Annotated in this window: 18 protein-coding genes and 2 tRNA genes; 15 read left to right on the top strand and 5 right to left on the bottom strand. The window is 69.0% G+C overall.

Annotated elements, in window-relative coordinates; translation table 11 throughout:
• The first annotated feature begins 11 nt into the window (after positions 1 to 11).
• The 4 genes from serS to AKH00_RS07030 all read left to right on the top strand — a co-directional run bounded on the left by serS (position 12) and on the right by AKH00_RS07030 (position 3,547).
• A complete protein-coding gene (serS, locus tag AKH00_RS07045; RefSeq protein ID WP_050721912.1) occupies positions 12 to 1,295 on the top strand; it encodes a serine--tRNA ligase in 1,284 nt (427 codons plus the stop codon).
• Positions 1,292 to 2,110 (top strand): HAD family hydrolase, encoded by an 819-nt coding sequence (locus AKH00_RS07040; RefSeq protein WP_050721911.1) that lies wholly within the window; start codon positions 1,292 to 1,294, stop codon positions 2,108 to 2,110. The genes serS and AKH00_RS07040 overlap by 4 nt, the downstream gene beginning before the upstream one ends.
• A gap of 42 nt (positions 2,111 to 2,152) precedes the next feature.
• Positions 2,153 to 2,237: transfer RNA gene (locus AKH00_RS07035), tRNA-Ser, on the top strand.
• Between the two features lie 50 nt (positions 2,238 to 2,287).
• Entirely contained in the window at positions 2,288 to 3,547 is a 1,260-nt protein-coding gene (locus AKH00_RS07030) for an LCP family protein (protein WP_050721910.1), read from the top strand.
• 55 nt (positions 3,548 to 3,602) lie between these two features.
• Here AKH00_RS07030 and AKH00_RS07025 read toward each other — a convergent pair whose 3' ends face one another.
• Positions 3,603 to 4,184 carry a TetR/AcrR family transcriptional regulator gene (locus AKH00_RS07025; protein ID WP_050721909.1) on the bottom strand — a complete coding sequence of 194 codons (582 nt, stop codon included), beginning with the start codon at positions 4,182 to 4,184 and terminating at the stop codon, positions 3,603 to 3,605.
• Between the two features lie 95 nt (positions 4,185 to 4,279).
• On the opposite strand from AKH00_RS07025, the gene AKH00_RS07020 reads away from it, so the two are divergent.
• A complete protein-coding gene (locus tag AKH00_RS07020; RefSeq protein ID WP_050721908.1) occupies positions 4,280 to 6,556 on the top strand; it encodes a glycoside hydrolase family 3 C-terminal domain-containing protein in 2,277 nt (758 codons plus the stop codon).
• 32 nt (positions 6,557 to 6,588) lie between these two features.
• Here the strand turns inward: AKH00_RS07020 and AKH00_RS07015 are convergent, their stop codons facing one another.
• A complete protein-coding gene (locus tag AKH00_RS07015; protein WP_050721907.1) occupies positions 6,589 to 7,683 on the bottom strand; it encodes a Gfo/Idh/MocA family protein in 1,095 nt (364 codons plus the stop codon).
• A 193-nt stretch (positions 7,684 to 7,876) separates the two neighbouring features.
• Between AKH00_RS07015 and AKH00_RS07010 the strand changes: the two genes are divergently transcribed.
• From AKH00_RS07010 to AKH00_RS06975, 8 genes are all read left to right on the top strand, one after another.
• Positions 7,877 to 7,965, top strand: a tRNA-Ser gene (locus AKH00_RS07010).
• 478 nt (positions 7,966 to 8,443) lie between these two features.
• Complete coding sequence (locus tag AKH00_RS07005; RefSeq protein ID WP_050721906.1) at positions 8,444 to 9,889, top strand: APC family permease; 1,446 nt, start codon at positions 8,444 to 8,446, stop codon at positions 9,887 to 9,889.
• A gap of 39 nt (positions 9,890 to 9,928) precedes the next feature.
• A complete protein-coding gene (locus AKH00_RS07000) occupies positions 9,929 to 10,687 on the top strand; it encodes a DeoR/GlpR family DNA-binding transcription regulator (RefSeq protein WP_152926112.1) in 759 nt (252 codons plus the stop codon).
• Between the two features lie 15 nt (positions 10,688 to 10,702).
• Entirely contained in the window at positions 10,703 to 12,214 is a 1,512-nt protein-coding gene (locus AKH00_RS06995; RefSeq protein WP_050721904.1) for a GMC family oxidoreductase, read from the top strand.
• Positions 12,211 to 13,233 (top strand): SIS domain-containing protein, encoded by a 1,023-nt coding sequence (locus AKH00_RS06990; RefSeq protein ID WP_050721903.1) that lies wholly within the window; start codon positions 12,211 to 12,213, stop codon positions 13,231 to 13,233. The genes AKH00_RS06995 and AKH00_RS06990 overlap by 4 nt, the downstream gene beginning before the upstream one ends.
• A gap of 7 nt (positions 13,234 to 13,240) precedes the next feature.
• Positions 13,241 to 14,137 (top strand): ROK family protein, encoded by an 897-nt coding sequence (locus tag AKH00_RS06985; protein ID WP_050721902.1) that lies wholly within the window; start codon positions 13,241 to 13,243, stop codon positions 14,135 to 14,137.
• Between the two features lie 103 nt (positions 14,138 to 14,240).
• Positions 14,241 to 14,585, top strand: coding sequence for a hypothetical protein (locus AKH00_RS06980; RefSeq protein WP_050721901.1), 345 nt, complete (start codon positions 14,241 to 14,243; stop codon positions 14,583 to 14,585).
• A 36-nt stretch (positions 14,586 to 14,621) separates the two neighbouring features.
• Complete coding sequence (locus tag AKH00_RS06975) at positions 14,622 to 15,596, top strand: NAD-dependent epimerase/dehydratase family protein (RefSeq protein ID WP_050721900.1); 975 nt, start codon at positions 14,622 to 14,624, stop codon at positions 15,594 to 15,596.
• 13 nt (positions 15,597 to 15,609) lie between these two features.
• Here AKH00_RS06975 and AKH00_RS06970 read toward each other — a convergent pair whose 3' ends face one another.
• Positions 15,610 to 16,005 (bottom strand): VOC family protein, encoded by a 396-nt coding sequence (locus AKH00_RS06970; RefSeq protein ID WP_050721899.1) that lies wholly within the window; start codon positions 16,003 to 16,005, stop codon positions 15,610 to 15,612.
• A gap of 170 nt (positions 16,006 to 16,175) precedes the next feature.
• Between AKH00_RS06970 and AKH00_RS06965 the strand changes: the two genes are divergently transcribed.
• Both AKH00_RS06965 and AKH00_RS06960 read left to right on the top strand, forming a co-directional pair.
• Positions 16,176 to 17,000, top strand: coding sequence for a sugar phosphate isomerase/epimerase family protein (locus AKH00_RS06965; RefSeq protein WP_050721898.1), 825 nt, complete (start codon positions 16,176 to 16,178; stop codon positions 16,998 to 17,000).
• Positions 16,997 to 18,121 carry a Gfo/Idh/MocA family protein gene (locus tag AKH00_RS06960; RefSeq protein WP_050721897.1) on the top strand — a complete coding sequence of 375 codons (1,125 nt, stop codon included), beginning with the start codon at positions 16,997 to 16,999 and terminating at the stop codon, positions 18,119 to 18,121. Before AKH00_RS06965 ends, AKH00_RS06960 begins: the two co-directional genes overlap by 4 nt.
• 110 nt (positions 18,122 to 18,231) lie before the next feature.
• Here AKH00_RS06960 and AKH00_RS06955 read toward each other — a convergent pair whose 3' ends face one another.
• Positions 18,232 to 18,849, bottom strand: a complete 618-nt coding sequence (locus AKH00_RS06955; RefSeq protein ID WP_050721896.1) for a TetR/AcrR family transcriptional regulator — start codon at positions 18,847 to 18,849, stop codon at positions 18,232 to 18,234.
• A gap of 72 nt (positions 18,850 to 18,921) precedes the next feature.
• Entirely contained in the window at positions 18,922 to 19,857 is a 936-nt protein-coding gene (locus tag AKH00_RS06950) for an NAD(P)-dependent oxidoreductase (protein WP_050721895.1), read from the bottom strand.
• Positions 19,858 to 20,016: the final 159 nt, after the last annotated feature.

Here is a 20,016-nt window from a genome sequence, read left to right as displayed (position 1 = left end):
AGACTTGGTGGATGATCGACCTCGCACTCCTCCGCGACAATCCGGAGATCGTCCGCCGTTCGCAGGCTGCCCGTGGTAACGACCAGGGCACCGTCGACGCCGCGATCGAGGCGGACCGATCGCGCCGAGCGGCCCTCGCCGCGTTCGAGGAGCTGCGGGCCGAGCAGAATGCGTTCGGCAAGCTGGTCGCGAAGGCGCCCAAGGACGAGAAGGCCGCGCTCGTGGCGCAGGCCAAGGATCTCGCCGACCGGGTCAAGCAGGCGCAGCAGGTCTCGAACGAGGCGTCTGAGAGGGCGGCGGATGCGCTGGCCCGGATCGAGAACGTCGTGATCGACGGGGTCCCTGCCGGCGGCGAGGCCGACTTCGTCGAGCTTCGCCGCGTGGGCGAGGTGCCCGCATTCGACTTCGAGCCGCGCGACCACCTGGAGATCGGCGAGATCCTCGGCGCGATCGACATGGAGCGCGGTGCGAAGGTGTCGGGCGCCCGGTTCTACTTCCTCCGCGGCATCGGTGCGCGGCTCGAGATCGCACTCATGAACCTCGCTCTCGACAAGGCGCTGCAGAACGGCTTCGTGCCGCTCATCACCCCCACGCTGGTGCGGCCCGAGATCATGCAGGGTACGGGCTTCCTCGGCGAGCATGCCGACGAGGTCTATCACCTCGATAAGGAGGACGACCTCTACCTCGTCGGCACGAGCGAGGTCGCGCTCGCCGGGTATCACAAGGACGAGATCGTCGACCTTGGAAAGGGCGCTCTGCGCTACGCCGGGTGGTCGACGTGCTACCGCCGTGAGGCCGGTTCGCACGGCAAGGACACCCGCGGCATCATCCGCGTGCACCAGTTCAACAAGCTCGAGATGTTCGTGTACACGACGCCGGAGGACGCGGAGGCTGAGCACCTGCGCCTCGTGGCGCTGCAGGAGGAGATGCTGACCTCGCTCGGACTGTCGTATCGCGTGATCGATGTGGCGGCCGGAGACCTCGGCTCGAGCGCGGCCCGCAAGTACGACATCGAGGCCTGGGTGCCGACGCAGGGCGCGTTCCGCGAGCTCACCTCGACCTCCAACTGCACGACCTACCAGGCTCGGCGCCTCGACGTCCGGCACCGGCCCGAGGCTCTGGAGGGCCAGTCAGCCAAGACGCAGCCCGTCGCCACGCTCAACGGCACCCTCGCGACGACCCGATGGATCGTGGCGCTGCTCGAGACCCACCAGCAGGCCGACGGCTCGGTGCGCGTGCCGGAGGTGCTTCGTCCCTATCTGGGTGGCCTCGAGGTGCTGGAGCCCACAGCGTGACCGCGTGGCTCATCGGCCTCGACGTCGACGGCACGATCCTCCTGCAGGACGAGACGATGAGCCCTGGCGTGCCCGAGGCTGTCGCGCGGCTGCGGGATGCGGGTCATGAGGTGACCATCGCGACGGGTCGCAGCTGGTCGGCTACGCAGCGGTACGTGGAACTGCTTGAACTGACTCCGCGGTATGTGGTGTGCTCCAACGGCGCTGTCACGATGCGCCGCACGGACGACGGATGGGAGCGCTGGCACATCGAGACCTTCGACGCGGCTCCCGTGCTGGCGCTGCTGCACGCTCGCCTGCCCGAGGCGCGGTACATGGTCGAGCTCGCATCCGGCCAGCGCCTCTACACCGAGCATCTCGACGACTGGACGCTCGATGGCGGACGTCAGGTCGGCTTCGAGGAGCTCGTCGCCGAGCCCGTCTCGCGCGTGGTCGTCGTGTCGCCCGGTCACGACGAAGAGGACTTCCACCGTCTCGTCGCCGACGCAGGTCTCAACGAGGTCTCGTACGCGATCGGCTGGACCGCGTGGCTCGACATCGCCCCGCAGGGCGTCGACAAGGGCACGGCTCTCGAGCGGGTGCGCACCGAACTCGGCTTCGAGGGACCGCAGATCCTGGTGGCGGGTGATGGGCGCAATGACATCGGGATGTTCGAGTGGGCCGGAAAGCTGGGCGGACGTGCGGTCGCAATGGGGCAGGCGCCGGTCGAGGTCAGGGCTGTCGCCGGCGAGATCACAGGAGACGTGGAGGACGGCGGGCTCGCCGACGCGCTGAACACGCTTCCAGCAGCCGCCCAGGTCAGCGCGGGAGAATAGAACTCGGCTAGACTCACGGCTTGTCGGCGGATGCATCCGTCGGGAGGGTTGTCCGAGCGGCCGATGGAGCTGGTCTTGAAAACCAGTGGGCAGAGATGTCTCGTGGGTTCGAATCCCACACCCTCCGCTTCCGAGCACGGTGCCCCCGCACCGAGACGCTGAACCGAAAGGCCCCGAGTGAGTCCCAGCACCCGACGCCGTCGTACCATCGCACGCCACGGTCAGCAGCGCACCCCGGGTGCCGTCAGCCAGCTCCTCAAGTTCATCGCCATCGGCCTCGCGGTCGTGCTGGTGAGCGGTATCGGGGTCGCCGCGTATGTCGTGTACGACCTGTCCAGCACGGTCACGGCGAACGCGGTCGAGCTCGAGGGTACCGAGGAGCTGCCGCCGGACATCGGCGAGTACAAGGGCGGGTTCAACCTCCTCCTCACCGGCGTCGACACGTGCGAAGAGGCATACGCGCATTACTTCGGTGAGCGGTGCTCCGGCGCGGATGCGGAAGGGACGCTCAACGACGTCAACCTGCTCGTCCACGTGTCCGAGGAGCCGCGTCGCATCACGGTCGTCAGCTTCCCCCGCGACCTGATGATCCCGATCCCGGAGTGCGAGGATGCCGAAGGCAACGTCCACTCGGCCATGAGCAAGCAGCCGCTCAACACCGCGTACACGGATGGCGGGCTCAACTGCGTGGCGAAGACGGTCACGAAGCTCACCGGCCAGGAGATCCAGTTCGCCGCGTCGGTGACGTTCGGCGGCGTGATCGAGATCACGAACGCGATCGGCGGCGTCGACGTCTGCCTGGCGAACCCGATTAAGGACCGGTACACAGGTTTGGACATGACCGCGGGCACGCACACCGTCCAGGGCCTGGAAGCGCTGCAGTTCCTCCGGACCCGCCATGGCGTCGGCGACGGCAGCGACCTCGGACGCATCGGCAACCAGCAGCAGTACATGTCTAGCCTGGTGCGCAAGCTCATCAGCAGCGACACTCTCGGCAACGTGCCGGTGATGCTCAAGCTCGCCAACACGGGGCTGAGCAACCTCGAGGCCAGCACCTCGCTCGCGGACCCGATGAAGATCGTGCAGATCGCTCTGGCGGTCAAGTCGGTCCCCTTCGAGGACATCGTCTTCCTGCAATACCCGACGGGCACGGATTCGGACAACCCCAACAAGGTGGTGCCGAACAAGGCCGCGGCTCAGGCGATGTGGGACGCGATCAATCAGAACGCCCAGCTGCAGGTCACGCACGAGAACACCTCGAACGACGGTGTGGTCGTCACCGACCCGGTGCCCGAGACTCCCGCCGACGGCACGGTTCCGGATGCCGGGGCGACACCGCCGGCCACCGAGGAGCCGACCAACGTCGTGGCCCTTCCCGACTCGATCAAGGGCAACTCCGCGGCTCAGCAGACCTGCTCCAACGGCAACGTCCGCTGACGCCGTGGCCCGGGGCGCGGGCGAGAGCCTCAGGACCCTGGGTCGGCGCTGAACGTCAGGAGTCGGACGCGCTCGGGTAGAGCACGTCGAGGAGTGCCGCGAGGACACCCGGCATGTCGACGCTCGGGTCGATCATCCACTGCAGCTGGAGCCCGTCGGCGACGGCCTGGATCACACGGCCCATTGTGTCGGGGTCGAGGGTGGCGCGACGCTCCACGTCGGCGTCGAATGCCTCCGCGATCGTGCCGCGCAGGCGCTCGCTGCGCTCCAGGAAGTACTCGTGCGCGGGGTGGTCGGGATCGCCGGCATCGACGGACAGGCGTGAGAAGAGCTCCACGACGCCCGGCACCTCGGCATTGTGGCGGACGACGTCGAGGAAGGCCGCTTTGGCCTGGAGCGGATCGACGAGTCGGGGGCTCAGCTGATCGCGCTCGTCGCGCGCGCGGAGCACGGCCGTGAACAGCTCCTCCTTCGAGCCGAAGTAGTGGAGGAGGGCGGCCGGCGTGACGCCCACGCCCTCGGCGATCTGCTTGAGGGAGGCGTTCCGGTAGCCGGATCGGCCGATGACGTCGAGCGCGCTCTGGAGGATCTCCTCGCGTCGGGCGACCCCTTTCGCGTATGAACCTCGTCGTGCCATGCCCTCGACCCTAAACCTGAACACTGTTTGAATTCCAATACTGACTGACATATAGTTTTCGCAACGACGCCGCCGTCGACTGCGAAAGGACCACCATGACCGAGATCTCGGCATCCGACCTCACCCTCGAGGAGAAGGCCTCTCTGACGAGCGGCGCGGACTTCTGGACCACCAAGGCCATCGATCGGGTGGGCCTCCCGTCGATCATGATGACCGACGGCCCGCACGGGCTCCGCAAGCAGGCCGGAGGCACCGACCACCTCGGCCTCGCCAGCAGTGTGCCGGCCACCTGCTTCCCGCCCGCGGTTGGCATCGGCTCGTCCTTCGACCCTGATCTGCTCGAACGTGTCGGAGCGGCGATCGGCGTCGAGGCCGCGATCGAGGACGTCGCGGTCGTGCTCGGCCCCGGCATCAACATCAAGCGCTCACCCTTGTGCGGCCGCAACTTCGAGTACTTCTCCGAGGACCCGCTCGTCTCCGGGGTGCTCGGCGCTGCCGCGGTCCGCGGAGTGCAGTCACAGGGCGTCGGCACCTCTCTCAAGCACTTCGCCGCGAACAACCAGGAGTTCGATCGCATGCGCGCGAGCTCCGACGTCGATCCGCGCCCGCTGCACGAGATCTACCTCCGCGGATTCGAACGGGTCGTGACCGACGCGCAGCCGTGGACGGTCATGTGCTCGTACAACCGCATCAATGGCGTGTACGCCTCGGAGGACCCGTGGCTGCTCACGCAGGTGCTCCGCGACGACTGGGGCTTCGAAGGACTCGTCGTCTCGGACTGGGGCGCCGTGAACGACCGCGTGGCGGGCGTCGCCGCGGGCCTCGATCTCGAGATGCCGTCGTCGGGTGGGCGAACGGATGCTCAGCTCGTCGCAGCGGTGCAGGCCGGCGACCTCGCCGAGAGCGTCCTCGATACGGCCGCCGCACGGGTGATCGATCTGGCGCGCAAGGCGGGAGAACGTCCCGCGGTCGAGGGTCCTCTCGACGTCGACGCGCACCACGCCCTCGCCCGCGAAGCCGCCAGTCGGTCGATCGTGCTGCTGAAGAACGAGGACGCCATCCTCCCTCTCGCCCGGGAGCAGAGGATCGCAGTGATCGGCGCCTTCGCGACCGAGCCGCGCTTCCAGGGTGCGGGGTCGTCGCTCATCAACCCCACCCGCGTCGACGCCGCACTCGACGCCCTCACGGAGATCGGCGGCGACAACGTGACGTATGCCGCGGGCTTCGCCGTGGAAGGCGGCGCCGTCGCGGCATCCGGGCGTTCCGCCGACGACCTCCGTGCCGAGGCCGTCGACGCCGCGTCCGCGGCCGAGATCGCCGTCGTCTTCCTGGGCCTGCCCGCCGCGGAGGAGTCCGAAGGCTTCGACCGCGATCACATCGACCTCCCCGCTGTGCAGCTCGAGCTCCTGGACGCCGTCGTCGCCGCGAACCCGAGGACCGTCGTCGTGCTCTCGAACGGGGGCGTGGTGGCGCTGCCGTTCGCCGACCGCGTGCCCGCGATCGTCGAGACGTGGCTGCTCGGTCAGGCCGGCGGCGGGGCCGTGGCCGACGTGCTCTTCGGCGCCGTGAATCCCTCGGGCAAGCTCACGGAGACCGTCCCGGTGCGCCTCGAGGACAACCCCTCGTTCGGCAACTTCCCCGGGGAGTTCGGGCACGTGCGCTACGGCGAGGGCATCCTCGTCGGATACCGCTGGTACGACGCGAAAGGCCTCGACGTGACCTTCCCGTTCGGGCACGGTCTGTCGTACACGTCGTTCTCGTACGGCGACGCGGAGGTGACCGTCCGTGAGGACGGCGACCTGGGCGTGCGCGTGGACGTGACCAACATCGGCGACCGTGACGGACGCGAGATCGTGCAGGTGTATGCGGCGCCGGTGCGGTCCGCGGTGCAGCGAGCGCCGCGGGAGCTCAAGGCCTTCGCGTCCGTCGCGCTCGACGCGGGGGAGACCCGCACGGTCAAGCTCGTGGTCCGACGCGAGGATCTCGCGTACTGGGACGTGCGGGTCGACCGCTGGATCGTCGAGGGCGGCGAGTACACGATCGATGTCGCCGCGTCGAGCCGCGACATCCGCTCCTCGGTCGTGGCCGAGGTCGAGGGCGACACGGTCGCGCTCCCGCTCACACTCGCGTCGTCGATCGGCGATGTCGTCGCGCACCCGATCGCCGGTCCGATCGTCATGCAGGCGCTCGGCGATCTGATGGGCGGGCTCACCGAGGCCGATTCCTCGGCCGCATCGATGATGCCGAACGACGAGGCGATGCAGAAGATGATGGCGTCGTTCCCCATCGGACGCCTGATCGGCTTCCCCGGGGTCGACGTGACTCATGAGCAGATCGAGCAGCTGCTCGCCGGCGCGAACGCGGGGGCCTGAGGGTCCGTCGCCGTCGTCGCCGTCGCCGGAGTTCAGACGTGTCCTGCCGCCGGAGCGGCGTCGAGTTCGCTGAAGAGTGCTCCCGCGCGCGCGGTGCGCTCGACCGTGTCCGCGATGTCCGTGACGGACACCACGGCGTGCTCGCCGTCGACGCGCAGAAGGCGGGATGCCGGGATCGGCGTCGGCGCCTGAGCGGTGCGCACCGCCTCGAGCACCGTCATGAACGCGCCGGAGTCGACCAGCGGGGACGAGAGCGGGATTCCGCCTTCGCGGTGATCGAGCAGTTCCTCGAACAGGTCGATGCGCCCCGTCGTGACGGTCGTGCCGTCCGGATGCTCCAGCTCGTCACGGGTGTACGAGAGCACGACGGCACCGGCATCCGTGCGCACCTCGATCAGCGGATCGTGGTCGCGGTCCGCGGCGAGCGTGAGGGCCGCGGTGACACGGCGTCCGTCCCAGAGCGTGATCCGCGCGACTGAGGTGTCATCGGCCTCGATGTCGTTCGCCCGGTGCAGCTCGAGCTCGATGCGTGCCACATCGTCCGCGCGCCGTGCCCCCGCGATGCGCAGCGCCGTCGCGACCGCGTGCGACAGGGCGTTGGTGAGCACGCCGTCCACCACCGGGACGCCGTCGAGCGTGCGACGGCCGGCCCAGGGAGATCGGTGCCAGTAGGCGGCATCCCTGCGCCAGGCGCCCCAGGCGGCGACGGACTCCACCGCGCCCAGCGCGGAGATCTCGGCGAGTGCGTGCGAGCCGAGGCTCTGGAAGCCGACCTGGATCGCACGGCCGGTGCTCGCCTGCGCGTCGAGCAGTGTCGTGAACTGCGCCATGGACGCGACCGGCGGCTTCTCGAGGTAGACGTCGGCTCCGACTTCCAGCGCGCGCAGCGCGAGATCCAGATGCGTCCCTGTGGGAGTGGCGATCACCACGACGTCGGGGCGGAGGCCGGAGGAGAGCGCGCCGACGAGATCCTGGAACACGGGGACGTTCGCACCGTAACCGTCGAGCGGGCCGCCGGAGGGGTCGACCAGGCCGACGAGGCGGACGCGAGCGCGGAGCCGCTCGAGGTTTCGCAGATGCACCGCGCCGTACCCGCGGGCTCCGACGAGCAGCGCGTCATGGATCATGGATCCAGCATATCGGGTAAGCGCTTACCAGCCCGAGTGGTCGAGAGAGGCAGCGCGGGTCGAAGCGCACCGGCGCGTGAGACTCCGCGACGAGCCCACGCACCTCGACGCAGGGGGCATGACCCCGGTTCGTGCGTCCGCGTGGAATCCGTTACGATGGCTAGGTGCATCCGATCCTCGAGGTCAGATGCCTGGAGACGTCGCATAGTCCGGCCGAGTGCACCACCCTGCTAAGGTGGAGTCCCCTCACGGGGACCAGGGGTTCAAATCCCCTCGTCTCCGCAGCGAAAGCCCCCGCCTAGGCGGGGGCTTTCTGCGTCTTCGGCTCTGGACGCAGCGATCCCCCTCACGGTTCGGGCCGTGAGGGGGATGCGATATCTCGCTTCACTGTATGGGGGGCGAGCGGACGCTGTCCTGATGCCGGATCCCCATCCCGCATCGCCGATCCCCAGAGCGGCCGGAAGCATTCGCTCCGTCGTTGGAGACGTCTCACCTTCGCATGCGTTCGCATGTGGTTGCCGAGACTTTGTATCCGGTCGCCAAGTTCCGAGCGCGTCAACGTGATGACTTGTGTCCAAGTCTACTAACCAAAGGTCTATGCGCTGACTGCACCTTCGTTCAATCCGTCATGCAGGCGCGCGGGTGTGCCGTCCATCCCGTGTTCGTAGTGAACATTTTGCTTGTGCGTACGAACATATTGTGTGTACGTTAACGAACGTCACCTGTTCGCACCCATCCAGGCAGTTCGAAGGAGAACCCGATGTCCGACCTCCACGCCGACGCGACCGCACGAGCCGCATCGCCGATGACGTCCACGCTGCGGACCGGATCGATCGGTCTCGGCGGAACTTTGATGCAGTCGATCGCGCAGATCTCGCCCACCCTCGGCATCTTCTACACGATCGCCTTCACGACCTCGCAAGCCGGCGGCAGCGCTCCGCTCACCTACCTCGCCGCATTCGCGCTGTGCCTGATGCTCGCGATCCCTCTCCGCGGTCTCGCGCGTCATCTGCCCTCTGCCGGTGGGTTCTACACCTACGTCTCCAACGGCATCGGGCCGCGGGCCGGCTTCATGACGGGATGGCTCTACGCGGTCATGGTCACGATCGTCCCGGCAGCTCTCGCCTCGTTCACCGGGGCCATCCTGCAGGATGCTCTCAGCGCGAAGTACGGCATCGGCGTCCCCTGGTGGGTCTATGCGGTCGTCATCCTGGCTGTCTGCTTCGCCTGCGCCTACCGCGGCATCGTGATCTCCATCAAGTTCCTCGTCGTCATGACGATCTTCGAGATGCTCGTAGGACTCGCGCTCGCCGCGTGGGGCGTCGTGAACCCGGGGCCGGGCGGGGTGAGCTTCGAGGGATTCAACCCGGCAGGCATCGAGAACGGCTCCGGCTTCTTCCTCGCCGTCGTGCTGTCCATCTTCGCCTTCACGGGATTCGAGAGCGCTGCCGCGGTCGGAGAGGAGTCCCGCGACCCCAAGAGGATCATCCCCAAGGCGATCATCGGCTCGCTCATCCTCATCGGCGTCTTCTACGTCGTGACGGCGTGGGGGCTGCAGATCGGCTGGGGAGTGGACGACCTCGAGGCCCTCGCCGGGTCGCCGACGGCCCCGGCCTTCGTGCTCGCCGACCGCGTCATCGACGGCGGGTCCCTGATCGTGCTCATCGCGCTCGTGAACTCCGGCCTGGGGGTGTGCATCGCGTGCACCACCAGCGCGACCCGCACCGTGTACGGGATGGCCAGGACCGGCGCGCTCCCGACCGTGCTCGCCACGGTGCAGCCGAGGCACCGCACACCGGTCGTCGCGGTCTATGTGCAGTCGGCGCTCGCCCTCCTCGTCTGCCTCGCGATCGGCATCCCGATCGGTCCGTACAACCTCTTCAACGTGTTCGGCACCACGGGGACGTTCGTGTACATCCCGATCTTCGTCCTCATGAACATCGCGGCGTACCGCTACTTCCGTCGCACGCGGCCCGAGGAGTTCAGCCCCTGGGCCTATATCGTCGCCCCCATCGTGTCCACGGCAGCGCTCGGGCTGATCGCCTTCTACAGCCTGGTGCCGCTGCCCGCCTTCCCGATCGTGCTCGCCCCATTCATCGCGCTCCTGTACGTCGTGATCGGGCTCGCCGTGCTCTTCGGACGCAATCTCCGACCTGGGAAGCGGGCGTGGATGGCGCAGGCGGGCGAGCTGCCTGATGTTGACTGATCTCGAGAAGTGTCACCGACCATCGAGAGGACCATCGACATGAACGCCGAGCAGAGACAACAGGAGATCCTGGCCCAGCTCGCGGACCAGGGCGAAGTGAACGTCGCAGACCTCAGTGCGCGCTTCGGCGTCTCGGAGATGACGGCGCGCCGCGACATCATCCAGCTCGCCGCCGCGGGTCTGCTGGTCCGAACGCACGGCGGAGCGGTCTCGGCGGCGAGCCGCAGCTTCGAGCCGCTGTTCGCACTGCGCAGCCGGACCAATGCGGATGCGAAGCGGCTGATCGGGCAGGCCGTCGCCCGCGAGGTCATCGACGGCCAGACCATCGTGCTCGACGGCGGGTCGACGGGAGTCGCCATCGCGGAGGCCCTCGTCGGACGAAACCTCACGGTCTGCGCGCTGAACATCCGCGTGGCGGACATCCTGTCGGTCGACCACGCCACGCGGCTGATGATCCCCGGCGGCATGGTGCGCACCGGCGAGTCGAGTGTGATCGGCTCGGACGCGGAGGCGTCGCTGCGGCGCTATCGCTTCGACACGTACGTCATGACGGCGTCCGCGGTCGATGTCGGTGCGGGACTGACCGAATGGAACGTCGAGGATGCCGCAGTCAAACGCGCAGCGAAGGAGGTCTCGCGCCGCACCCTCGTGGCAGTGGACTCCTCCAAGTTCGGCCGCGAGGCGTTCGCCCTGATCTGCGGTCTCGACGAGATCGACCTCGTCGTCACGGACTCTTCCATCGCCACCACTCACAAGAACGAGCTCTCGGCCGCGGGGGCCGAGCTGCTCATCGCCTAGCCCCGCAGGAACGACATGGACACTTCTCACGCTTCTTCCGTTCTTCCCACATCCGTCGGCACCCTCGTGATCGGGGCCGGACCCGGCGGGTCAGCCTTCACCGCTGCGCTCGCCGCCGCCACGGACGAAACGATCCTCCTCATCGACGCAGGGCCGGATTACGGTCCGTTCGACGAGGGCAGGTGGCCGGCCGACATGCTCGATGCGCGCACCATCCCTCTGTCGCACGATTACGACCTGCGCACCACCCGAACCTCCGGCGCCGGCACTCTCGACCTCCCCCGCGCGGCGATCGTCGGCGGCTGCTCCGCGCACAACGGGTGCACGGCATCCGTGAGCGCCCGTTACGACTACGACGAGTGGGCGGCTGAGGGTAACCCGGGGTGGGCGGCCCGCGAGGTCGAACCGCTGCTCGATGAGGTCCGGGATGCTTTCCGGGTGCGTCGCTACACGATGGAGGAGCTGACTCCGCCGCAGCGCGCCTTCGTCGAGGCGGGACTCGCCGCAGGGTTGCCGTTCGCCGACGACCTCGATGACATCGAGGCGGCTGAGGGCATCGGCCCGATGCCGGTGAACGTCGTCGACGGGGTGAGATGGAACAGTGCGTTCGCCTTCCTCGACGAGGTACGCGGTCGCGGGAACCTGACCGTCCGCGGAGGCGCGCGCGCTCGCCGGCTCCTGTTCGAGGGGCGTCGGGTGCAGGGCGCCGAGATCGAGGTCGACGGACAGGTCGTGACCGTCCGCGCGGCACGCGTCGTCGTCGCCGCCGGGGCGTATCACTCGCCGGCGATCCTGCTGCGGTCGGGCATCGGACCTGCCGACGAGCTCACCGCCCTCGGCATCGACGTGGTCGCCGACGTGCCGGGCGTCGGCAAACACCTCCTCGACCACGAATGCGTGCAGCTGGACTTCGCGGGCCGCCCTGGTCTCGTCGATGAACTCGCCGCTCGCGGGTGGAGCCCCGACGAGCAGACCATCGGCCGTGCCCGATCCAGTGTGTGCGACGGCGGACCCTACGACATCCACGTGTTCATGGTCGCCGGAGCGAACAGCGGACACCCGGGCCTGCCGCCGATCTCCCTTTACGGAGGCGCCATGCGCGCCCGGTCGGAAGGCACGGTCACTCTGGCGCCGGATCTCGATGTCGTGAACCCCGTGATCGATCACCGCTACGGCAGCGATCCCGACGGACACGATCGCACGGTTCTCGGTGAGGCGCTCGCTCTGCTCGAGCGCATGGTCCAGCAGCCCGTGCTCGCCGAGGTGCTCGGCCCGCGCGTCGGCGATTCCGATCCGCTCGACGACATCGTGAACTACTGCCACCCGGCGGGCACCTGCAAGATGGGCCCGCACTCCGACCCGCTCGCCGTCGTCGACAGCACCGGGAAGGTGCGCGACATCGACGGACTCTACGTCGCCGACGCCTCGATCATGCCGTCGATCACGCGCGGGAACATCAATCTGCCGACCGCGATGATCGGCGCGAACGTCGCCCGACTCCTGCTTCGAGAGGACACGAACCGATGACCAGCACCTCACCGTTCGAGAGGAACATCAGCGAGCAGCCCGACGCTCTGCGCCGCCTCGCGGACGACAGGTCCGACGAGCGTCTCGCCGAGCTCGGCGTACGCTCGTGGGAGCGGATCGTCTTCACCGGCATGGGCAGCTCGCACACGGTCGGGCTTCCCGCGTGGCGGGCGCTCGCGCGACACGGGCGGGCCACCTGGAACGTCGACGCCGGACAGCTCCTCGACACACCGGAGCTCGTCACCCCGGACACGCTCGTGATCGCGACATCGCAGTCCGGGGCGAGCGCGGAGATCGTCGAGCTGCTCGATCGCGGAATCCGTGCCGGTGCGCTCATCGGCGTCGCCGCGAACGACGAGAGTCCGCTCGCCCGGTCCGCCGACCTCTACCTGCCGCTGCGCAGCGGTGACGAGGCCACGGTGAGCACCAAGAGCTACCTCAATTCGTTGGTCGTGCACCACCGGATCGCCGCCGCGTTCGGCGCGATCGACAGTGCCGCCGTCGAAGAGCAGATTCCGACCTCCGCCGACCGGATCGAGACACTGATCGATCTCGACCTGATGCGGATCGCGCAGAATGCGCTGGCCGTCGATCGTCCGCGTCTCGCGACGATCGGGTGGGGGGACGCCGCGGCGACAGCGCTCTTCGCCGCGCTGATCGGCAAGGAGTCGTCGAAGGTCGCGATCGAGGGCTTCGTCGGCGGCGAGTTTCGGCACGGACCCTACGAATTGGCCGGCCCCGGCTTCACCGGCGTGTTCTTCGGAGCGTCCCGCGACGACGCCGACGGCCCGCTCGGCCGCATCGCCAGCGACCTCCTTGCTTCGGGTGCCTCCGTCGTGCTGGTCGGCGACCTGCGCCTCGACGGGGCGACGACGGTCGACGTGCGCGCAGACGGATCCCTGGCCGCTCTCCTGGAGCAGTCCGTGGTCGCTCAGAGGATCGCGGTGGCGATCGCGCGCGAGAACGGAGTCGTCCCGGGAGCGTTCGCCTACGGCAGCAAGGTCACGGCGACACTGTGAGGCGATCATGACCGACGATCTCCGGATCGGGATCGATCTCGGCGGTACCGGCACCAGGGTGGCGCTCGTGGCACCGGACGGGACCGTCGTCGACAGGGTGTCCTACGCGACGGCTACGGGGCGGGCGTTCGCCGTGCGCGGTCTGATCGACGCCGTCCGCGGCGTGATCGGCACCAGGCGGGCGGTGTCGATCGGGATCGGCGCGAGCGGGCCGGTCGACCGCGCCGGCATCATCCGCAATCCGGCGACGCTCCCGGCCTTCACCGGGGTCGACCTGCGGGCGGTGCTGCGGGCGGAGTTCGACGTGCCGGTGGCGATCGACAACGATGCGGTCGCGGCCGCGGTGTACGAGTCGATCGTGGGGGCGGGGACCGGAGAGGAGTCGCTGCTGATGGTCACGCTCGGCACCGGCGTGGGTGTGGCCGCGCTCTCGGGAGGACGGCCTATCCGGGGCGCCGACGGGGAGCATCCCGAGGCCGGTCATAGGCTCGTCGATGCGTCGACCGCACCGTGCTACTGCGGACGGTCGTCGTGCTGGGAGCAGGCGGTGTCGCGCACGGCGCTGCAGAGCGCGGCCCAGGCGATGCAGCCCGGGGCCTCCGATCCGTCGACGGCGCTCGCCGATCTCGCGGCGAGAGCACGAGGGGGAGAGGGGCGAGCACTGTCGGTCTTCGAGGAGTTCGGGCGGCTGCTCGGCGCAGGGCTCGCCGATCTCCAGACCGTGTTCCGCGTCGACGCGATCGTGGTGGGCGGGAGTGCATCCCAGTTCGCCGACCTCATCGGGGAGCCCGCGCGCCGTGAGTTCCGTCGTCTCGAGTCGTACCGCTCGCAGCCCGAGATCGCCTACTCCGACGCCGGAGAGCTCGGCGGTGCCGTGGGGGCCGCGCTGCTCGATCCGCGCTGACACGTGGGCGCCTCGGACGTGCGGCTCTGAGGTCGCTCACACACCGACCCGTGTCGGCGCAAGGCCGTCCCGTCACCATGTGAGGCGATGCGATGCTGGCCTCATGAAGCTCGTGTCGTACGCAGGTCAGCAGCTGGTCACCACCGACGATGTCGCCGACGCCCTCGTGGTGCTCGCTGCGGCGATCGCCAACGAGGGGGAGTCGGAGGCGCTGCAGATCCCCATCGTCGTCGACGGCCGGGCAGACACGGCCGAGCTGGTGGTGGGCCTCGGCAACGACGTGCTGGTCGGACCGAGCGCCTCGGAGAGCCTGGACCCGGACTTCAGCGAACAGGCTGCGAAGATGCGGTCGCACCCGCGGTTCCCTCGCGACGAGTCCACGGGGATCACACCGTCGGACATCGACTGGGATGTCGAGGGGATCGACGACTTCGACATCCGCCCCTGACTCGGCCGACGTGCGGCCCGTCGATAGGGTCGCAGTATGTCTGCGACCAGTGTTCTGTTCATCGGAGGGACGGGGATCATCTCCTCGGCGGCGAGCGAGCTCGCCGCGCGACGCGGCATGGAGGTGACGATGCTCAACCGCGGGCGCTCACGTCGTGAGCCCGTGGACGGCATCGAGGTGCTCACGGCGGATGCGTCGGATGCGGACGCGGTCGACGCTGCGCTGGCCGGCCGCGAGTTCGACGTCGTGGTCGACATGATCGCCTTCACCCCCGAGCAGGTGCAGCGCGACATGCACCGGTTCGAGGGGCGCACGGGGCAGTACGTGTTCATCAGTTCGGCCTCGGCCTATCAGAAGCCCGTCGCGCACCTGCCGATCACGGAGTCCACGCCGCTGCGCAACCCGTTCTGGCAGTACTCGCGCGACAAGATCGCATGCGAGGACCTCCTCACCGCCGCATACCGTGACCGCGGATTCCCGGTGACCGTGCTGAGGCCGTCGCACACCTACGACAAGTGGACCATCCCCGCTTTCGGCGGGTGGACGGCGATCGACCGCATCCGCCGCGGCGAGGAGATCGTCGTCCACGGCGACGGCACCTCGCTGTGGACGCTGACGCACTCGAGCGACTTCGCCGTCGGGTTCGTCGGGCTCCTCGGCAATCCGCTGGCCTTCGGCGACACGTTCCAGATCACGAGCGACTTCGTCTACACCTGGAACGAGATCTACGGGATGCTGGGGCGCGCCGCCGGCGCCGAGCCGCGGATCCGCTACGCCACGAGCGCGGCGATCGAGGCGGCGGCGCCCGAGCGTGCGGGGCAGCTGACGGGCGACATGGCGCACTCGGTGGTCTTCGACAACTCCAAGATCCGCCGACTCGTCCCCGACTTCGCGCCGACGGTCGGGCTGCACACCGCCGCGCGCGAGATCATCGACTGGCACGACACGCACCCCGAACTGCAGCGCGTCGATCCCGCGATGAACGCGCTGTTCGACGGGCTGACCGCGTAGCGGGGCTCGCCGCCTATACGGCGGCGAGCACCGCGAGGACGTTGCCCGCAGGGTCCCTGAACCAGGCGATGTCCGGCCCCCGACCCGGCTCGCCGTGTGAGATGCCTTTGGCGTCGGTGCCGAGCTGAGGGTCGTCGTAGATCTTCGTGACGACGCCGCGTGCGTTGAGCTCGTCGACCGCGGCCTCGACGTCGTCGACGGGGAAGTTGAGGATCGTGAAGCTCGCGGGCGTGTGATTCGGCTTGGCGTAGACGAGGATGGACCCGCCGTCGTTCAGTCGGATGTCGAGGAAGCCCATGGCGTTGGTGGTGACGTCCATGCCGAGGACGTCGCCGTAGAAGGCCCGGGCCGCATCGATGTCGTCGACGCTGAATCCACTGAATGCGTGTGTGCTCTGGAATGCCGTCATGGGTTCAGCATGCGCCTGTGGCCTTCGGCTGTCCACCCGTTCTCAGGGCGCGGGGGAATGCACCGGGAAAGTCCAGGGAAGTCATTACTTCCGCGTGGAGGTTTCTGCTAGTCTGACCGCGGGCAGAATGCACTGCCCGTCCCCTCGAAGGAAGACGAAGGAAGGTCACCGTGGCCCTGCCAGAAGCATCGGTCCAGCTGTACACGCTCGCGGCGGAGTTCTCCGCCGACATGGGAGGCTCGCTCGACAAGCTCGCCGCCATCGGCCTGCGCAACGTGGAGGCGTTCGACTTCGTCCGCCGTCCCGACGAGATCCGCGCGGCGCTCGACGCCTCGGGTCTCGCCTCGCCCACGGGCCACGCGCCCCTGCTGTCGGACGAGCTGTGGACCCCGGACGGCTCCATCCCCACCCCCGCCCCCGAGGTCGTGTTCGAGGCCGCCGCGAAGGTCGGCCTGAAGACGGTCATCGACCCGTTCGTCGCCCCGGAGCGCTGGTTCACGCTCGAGGGCGTCACCGACATCGCCGACCGCCTCAACGCGCTCGTCGAGACCGCAGCGGGCTTCGGCCTCGAGGTCGGCTACCACAACCACGCGCAGGAGTTCGTCGAGAGCTTCGACGGCGAGACCGCGTTCGAGCGCTTCGTGGCGCTGACCGACGAGCGCGTCGTCGTCGAGCTCGACCTGTACTGGGCTCTGGTCGGCGGCCAGGACGTGACGGCGCTCGTCTCGCGCCTCGGCAACCGCCTCGTGGCCGCGCACGTCAAGGACGGCGTCGCCCCCGCGAGCAACCCGTTCGCGCCCGGCGCGCCGGAATTCGGCTCGGACAGCCTCGACCAGCGTCACGCCGGCACGGGCGACGTGCCCCTTGCGGACGCCCTGCGCGCGGCATCCGCCCTGAAGTACGCCATCATCGAGTACGACAACGCTCCCGGCGACGTCTTCGCGGACATCGCCGCGAGCTACTCGTTCCTCGTCGAGGGCGGTTTCGCCCGATGAGCGCGGTCGGCATCGGAATCATCGGCGTCGGCGTCATCAGTGACACCTATCTGCAGAACCTCTCGTCGTTCCCCGACACCGAGGTCCTCATCGTGGGCGACCTGCTGCTCGACCGCGCCCAGGCTCAGGCCGAGAAGTACGGTGTTCCCGCGTTCGGCTCGGCAGAGGACGTCCTCGCCCACCCGGGCGTCGACCTGATCGTGAACCTCACGATCCCGGCCGTGCACATCGAGGTCTCCCGTGCCGCGATCGCCGCAGGCAAGCACGTGTGGACCGAGAAGCCCCTCGGACTCGACCGCGCCGGCGCGGCGGAACTCCTCCGCGAGGCGGAGGCCGCTGGTCTGCGCGTCGGATCCGCTCCGGACACGCTGCTCGGCCCGGGCTTCCAGGCTGCACGTCGCGCGATCGAGAGCGGCGTCATCGGCCGCCCGCTGTTCGCGCAGACCATGTTCCAGACGCAGGGCCCCGACCTGTGGCACCCGAGCCCGGCGTTCCTCTTCGCCGAGGGCGCGGGTCCGCTGCTCGACATGGGCCCGTACTACTTCTCGGCTCTCGTGAGCCTGCTCGGACCCGTCGACCACGTCGCGGCCGTCGGCTCGAAGGCGCGTGAGGAACGGGAGATCCACACGGGTCCGAACGCGGGGACGACGTTCCCGGTCGAGGTCCCCTCGACGATCCAGATCGTCACGGCGTTCGAGGCCGGCGCGCAGGCGCAGAGCCTGCTGAGCTTCGACTCCGCGCTCGAGCGCCATGGCATCGTCGAGATCCACGGCACCGAAGGCACGATCGTCCTGCCCGACCCGAACGCGTTCGCCGGCCGGATCGCGTACGTCAAGCCGCTCGGGGTCATCCGCGACGGCATGTCGTTCGAGCAGGAGTGGATCGAGATCGAGCACGCCGATCTCGAGGTGGGCCGTGGTCTCGGCGCCCTCGACATGGTGCGCTCGATCGCCGAAGGACGCCCGCACGTGGCCTCCGGCGAGCTCGGCTTCCACGTGCTCGACATCCTGCTCTCGGCGCAGGAGTCGGCCGCGACCGGCGCCGCGGTGACCGTGGAGAGCACGGTCGCTCCGGTGCCGCTGCTGCCCGAGGGGTTCGACCCCTTCGCCGCGACGCTCTGACGAGCGCATCTCTCAGGTCCGCGGGCCCGTCGACGTCGAGTCGGCGGGCCCGCGGTCTGCGTGCGCCCCGTCTGGGCGGGCGCACGCCCCGGATGCCGTCGGTGGGGCGCTCAGGCGGAGTCGCGACCGCCCGCGAGCAGATCGTCGAGGAGCTCGAGCGCGGCGCCGTGGTCGACGGAGGGGTCGAGGAGCCACTGGGTCTGGAGGCCGTCGGAGGCCGCGATGACGAGTGCCGACACGAGGTCGGCGTCGAGGTCGGCGCGCAGATCGCCCGTGGCCTGGAGTTCGCGCACCCGGTCGGCCATCTGCACACGGAGGCGCGAGAAGCGCTGCGTCGCGAACTCGTGGGCTGCCGAATGCCCTTCCTCGAGCGCTGAGGCGACGAGCGTCGAATAGAGCTGCACGAGCCCGGGGATGTTCCGGTTCTCCTCGGCGGACACCCGCATCATCCGAGCCGGGCTCAGTCCCGAGGGCTCCGGGTGCTCGGTGTCGTTGCGACGCTCGGACTCGCGGTACACCGCGACGAGCAGCTCTTCGAGAGAGCCGAAGTAGTGCGTGAGGGCCGCGTGGGTGACTCCGACCTCCTGCGCGATGGACCGCAGACTGGTGCGCTTCGACCCGCGCGTCGCGAAGACCTCGATCGCCTTGTCGAGGATCTCCTGACGGCGGGCGATGCCCTTCGCGTAGCGCCCCGGACTGCGGGGCTCGTCGGCGGAGGGAGTGGTCATGCTCCGATGATAGCGAGGATCCGCGTCGAAAACCTCCGTTCGGAGGTTCTGTGATGCGACCGCGACCTGGGCTCAGGGGCGCACCTGGTTGACGAGCTCATCGCCCGCGAGGAACCGTGCGACGTTGTCGTCGATCAGCGCGCTCGCGCCGACCGGACGGTTGCCCGCGACATGCGGCGTGATGAGGAGATTCGGAGCATCCCACAGCGGATCATCCGAGGGGAGCGGCTCGGCCTTCGCGACGTCGATCGCCGCAGAGCGCAGGCGCCCCGATCGGAGAGCGGCGATCAGCGCCGACTCGTCGACGGTAGCCCCGCGACCCACGTTGACGAACGCGGCACCGGGCTTCAGGGACTCGAACACGCCGGAGTCGAAGAGGTCGGTCGTCTCAGGAGTCGCGGGAAGCAGCGACACGAGCACGTCGGTCTCGGCGAGCACGGCCGTCGCGTCGGCATCCGCGTGCACGGGGAAGCCCGCTCGAGTGCCGGCGCTCCGGGCGATGCCCTGCACCTCGGCGCCGAGCAGCTGCAGTACGGGTGCGAGCGTCGCCGCAATCGACCCGAACCCCCAGATCGTGACTCGGGCGCCGGCGAGCGTGTAGTCGGAGCGCGTCGCCGAGGCGCTCTGCGCGACGTTGAACTCCTCGTCCCAGCTGTGCTCGCCCTGGGCGTCGCGCAGCGCGTCGAGGCGGCGAACGGCCGCGAGGATCAGCGCGAGCGCGTGCTCGGCGACCGGGCCGTCGTGCAGCGAGCGTCCCGAGCAGATCCGGACGTCGTCGGGGAAGCCCGAGCGCAGCACGACGTCGGCGCCGGAGGCGAGCGCCTGCACGAGACGGAGGTCGGGCAGGTCGCGTGCCGCCTGTTCGAGCTGGGCGCCCGAGTTGTGCCAGACGACGAGCACCTCGGCGTCTCGGTGCTCCACGGGGATCTCGGCGCGGACGTCGTAGACGACCACGTCCGCATCGCTCGAGAGCGACAGGTCGATGGTGTCGGGGATCAGGATCTTCATTTCGCCTCCGATCCCCACCGTATCGAGTATGCGGCGCGGGCGTTTCGTCTCGCTGCGCTCGCTCAACGACCGAGGGAGTGCGCGGCAGCGCGGCGTTCGTCACTGTGACCGGTCGTTGAGCGAGGAGCGGAGCGACGAGACGAAACGCGCCGATCTCCG

The sequence above is a fragment of the Microbacterium sp. GCS4 genome, from assembly GCF_001262495.1.
In the GTDB taxonomy this organism is placed as follows: Bacteria; Actinomycetota; Actinomycetes; order Actinomycetales; family Microbacteriaceae; genus Microbacterium.
The sequence above is the reverse complement of the archived record's forward strand: the minus strand, read 5'-3'. Positions and strand labels throughout refer to the sequence as shown.

Excerpts from the sequence above, each read along its gene's own strand:
- AKH00_RS06980 (WP_050721901.1), top strand. The coding sequence starts at position 14,241 with ATGAAGCTCGTGTCGTACGCAGGTCAGCAGCTGGTCACCACCGACGAT.
- serS (WP_050721912.1), top strand. The coding sequence starts at position 12 with ATGATCGACCTCGCACTCCTCCGCGACAATCCGGAGATCGTCCGCCGT.
- AKH00_RS07005 (WP_050721906.1), top strand. The coding sequence starts at position 8,444 with ATGTCCGACCTCCACGCCGACGCGACCGCACGAGCCGCATCGCCGATG.
- AKH00_RS06955 (WP_050721896.1), bottom strand. The coding sequence starts at position 18,849 with ATGACCACTCCCTCCGCCGACGAGCCCCGCAGTCCGGGGCGCTACGCG.
- AKH00_RS06985 (WP_050721902.1), top strand. The coding sequence starts at position 13,241 with ATGACCGACGATCTCCGGATCGGGATCGATCTCGGCGGTACCGGCACC.
- AKH00_RS07020 (WP_050721908.1), top strand. The coding sequence starts at position 4,280 with ATGACCGAGATCTCGGCATCCGACCTCACCCTCGAGGAGAAGGCCTCT.
- AKH00_RS06960 (WP_050721897.1), top strand. The coding sequence starts at position 16,997 with ATGAGCGCGGTCGGCATCGGAATCATCGGCGTCGGCGTCATCAGTGAC.
- AKH00_RS07015 (WP_050721907.1), bottom strand. The coding sequence starts at position 7,683 with ATGATCCATGACGCGCTGCTCGTCGGAGCCCGCGGGTACGGCGCGGTG.
- AKH00_RS07025 (WP_050721909.1), bottom strand. The coding sequence starts at position 4,184 with ATGGCACGACGAGGTTCATACGCGAAAGGGGTCGCCCGACGCGAGGAG.
- AKH00_RS06975 (WP_050721900.1), top strand. The coding sequence starts at position 14,622 with ATGTCTGCGACCAGTGTTCTGTTCATCGGAGGGACGGGGATCATCTCC.
- AKH00_RS06970 (WP_050721899.1), bottom strand. The coding sequence starts at position 16,005 with ATGACGGCATTCCAGAGCACACACGCATTCAGTGGATTCAGCGTCGAC.
- AKH00_RS06950 (WP_050721895.1), bottom strand. The coding sequence starts at position 19,857 with ATGAAGATCCTGATCCCCGACACCATCGACCTGTCGCTCTCGAGCGAT.
- AKH00_RS07000 (WP_152926112.1), top strand. The coding sequence starts at position 9,929 with ATGAACGCCGAGCAGAGACAACAGGAGATCCTGGCCCAGCTCGCGGAC.
- AKH00_RS06995 (WP_050721904.1), top strand. The coding sequence starts at position 10,703 with ATGGACACTTCTCACGCTTCTTCCGTTCTTCCCACATCCGTCGGCACC.
- AKH00_RS06990 (WP_050721903.1), top strand. The coding sequence starts at position 12,211 with ATGACCAGCACCTCACCGTTCGAGAGGAACATCAGCGAGCAGCCCGAC.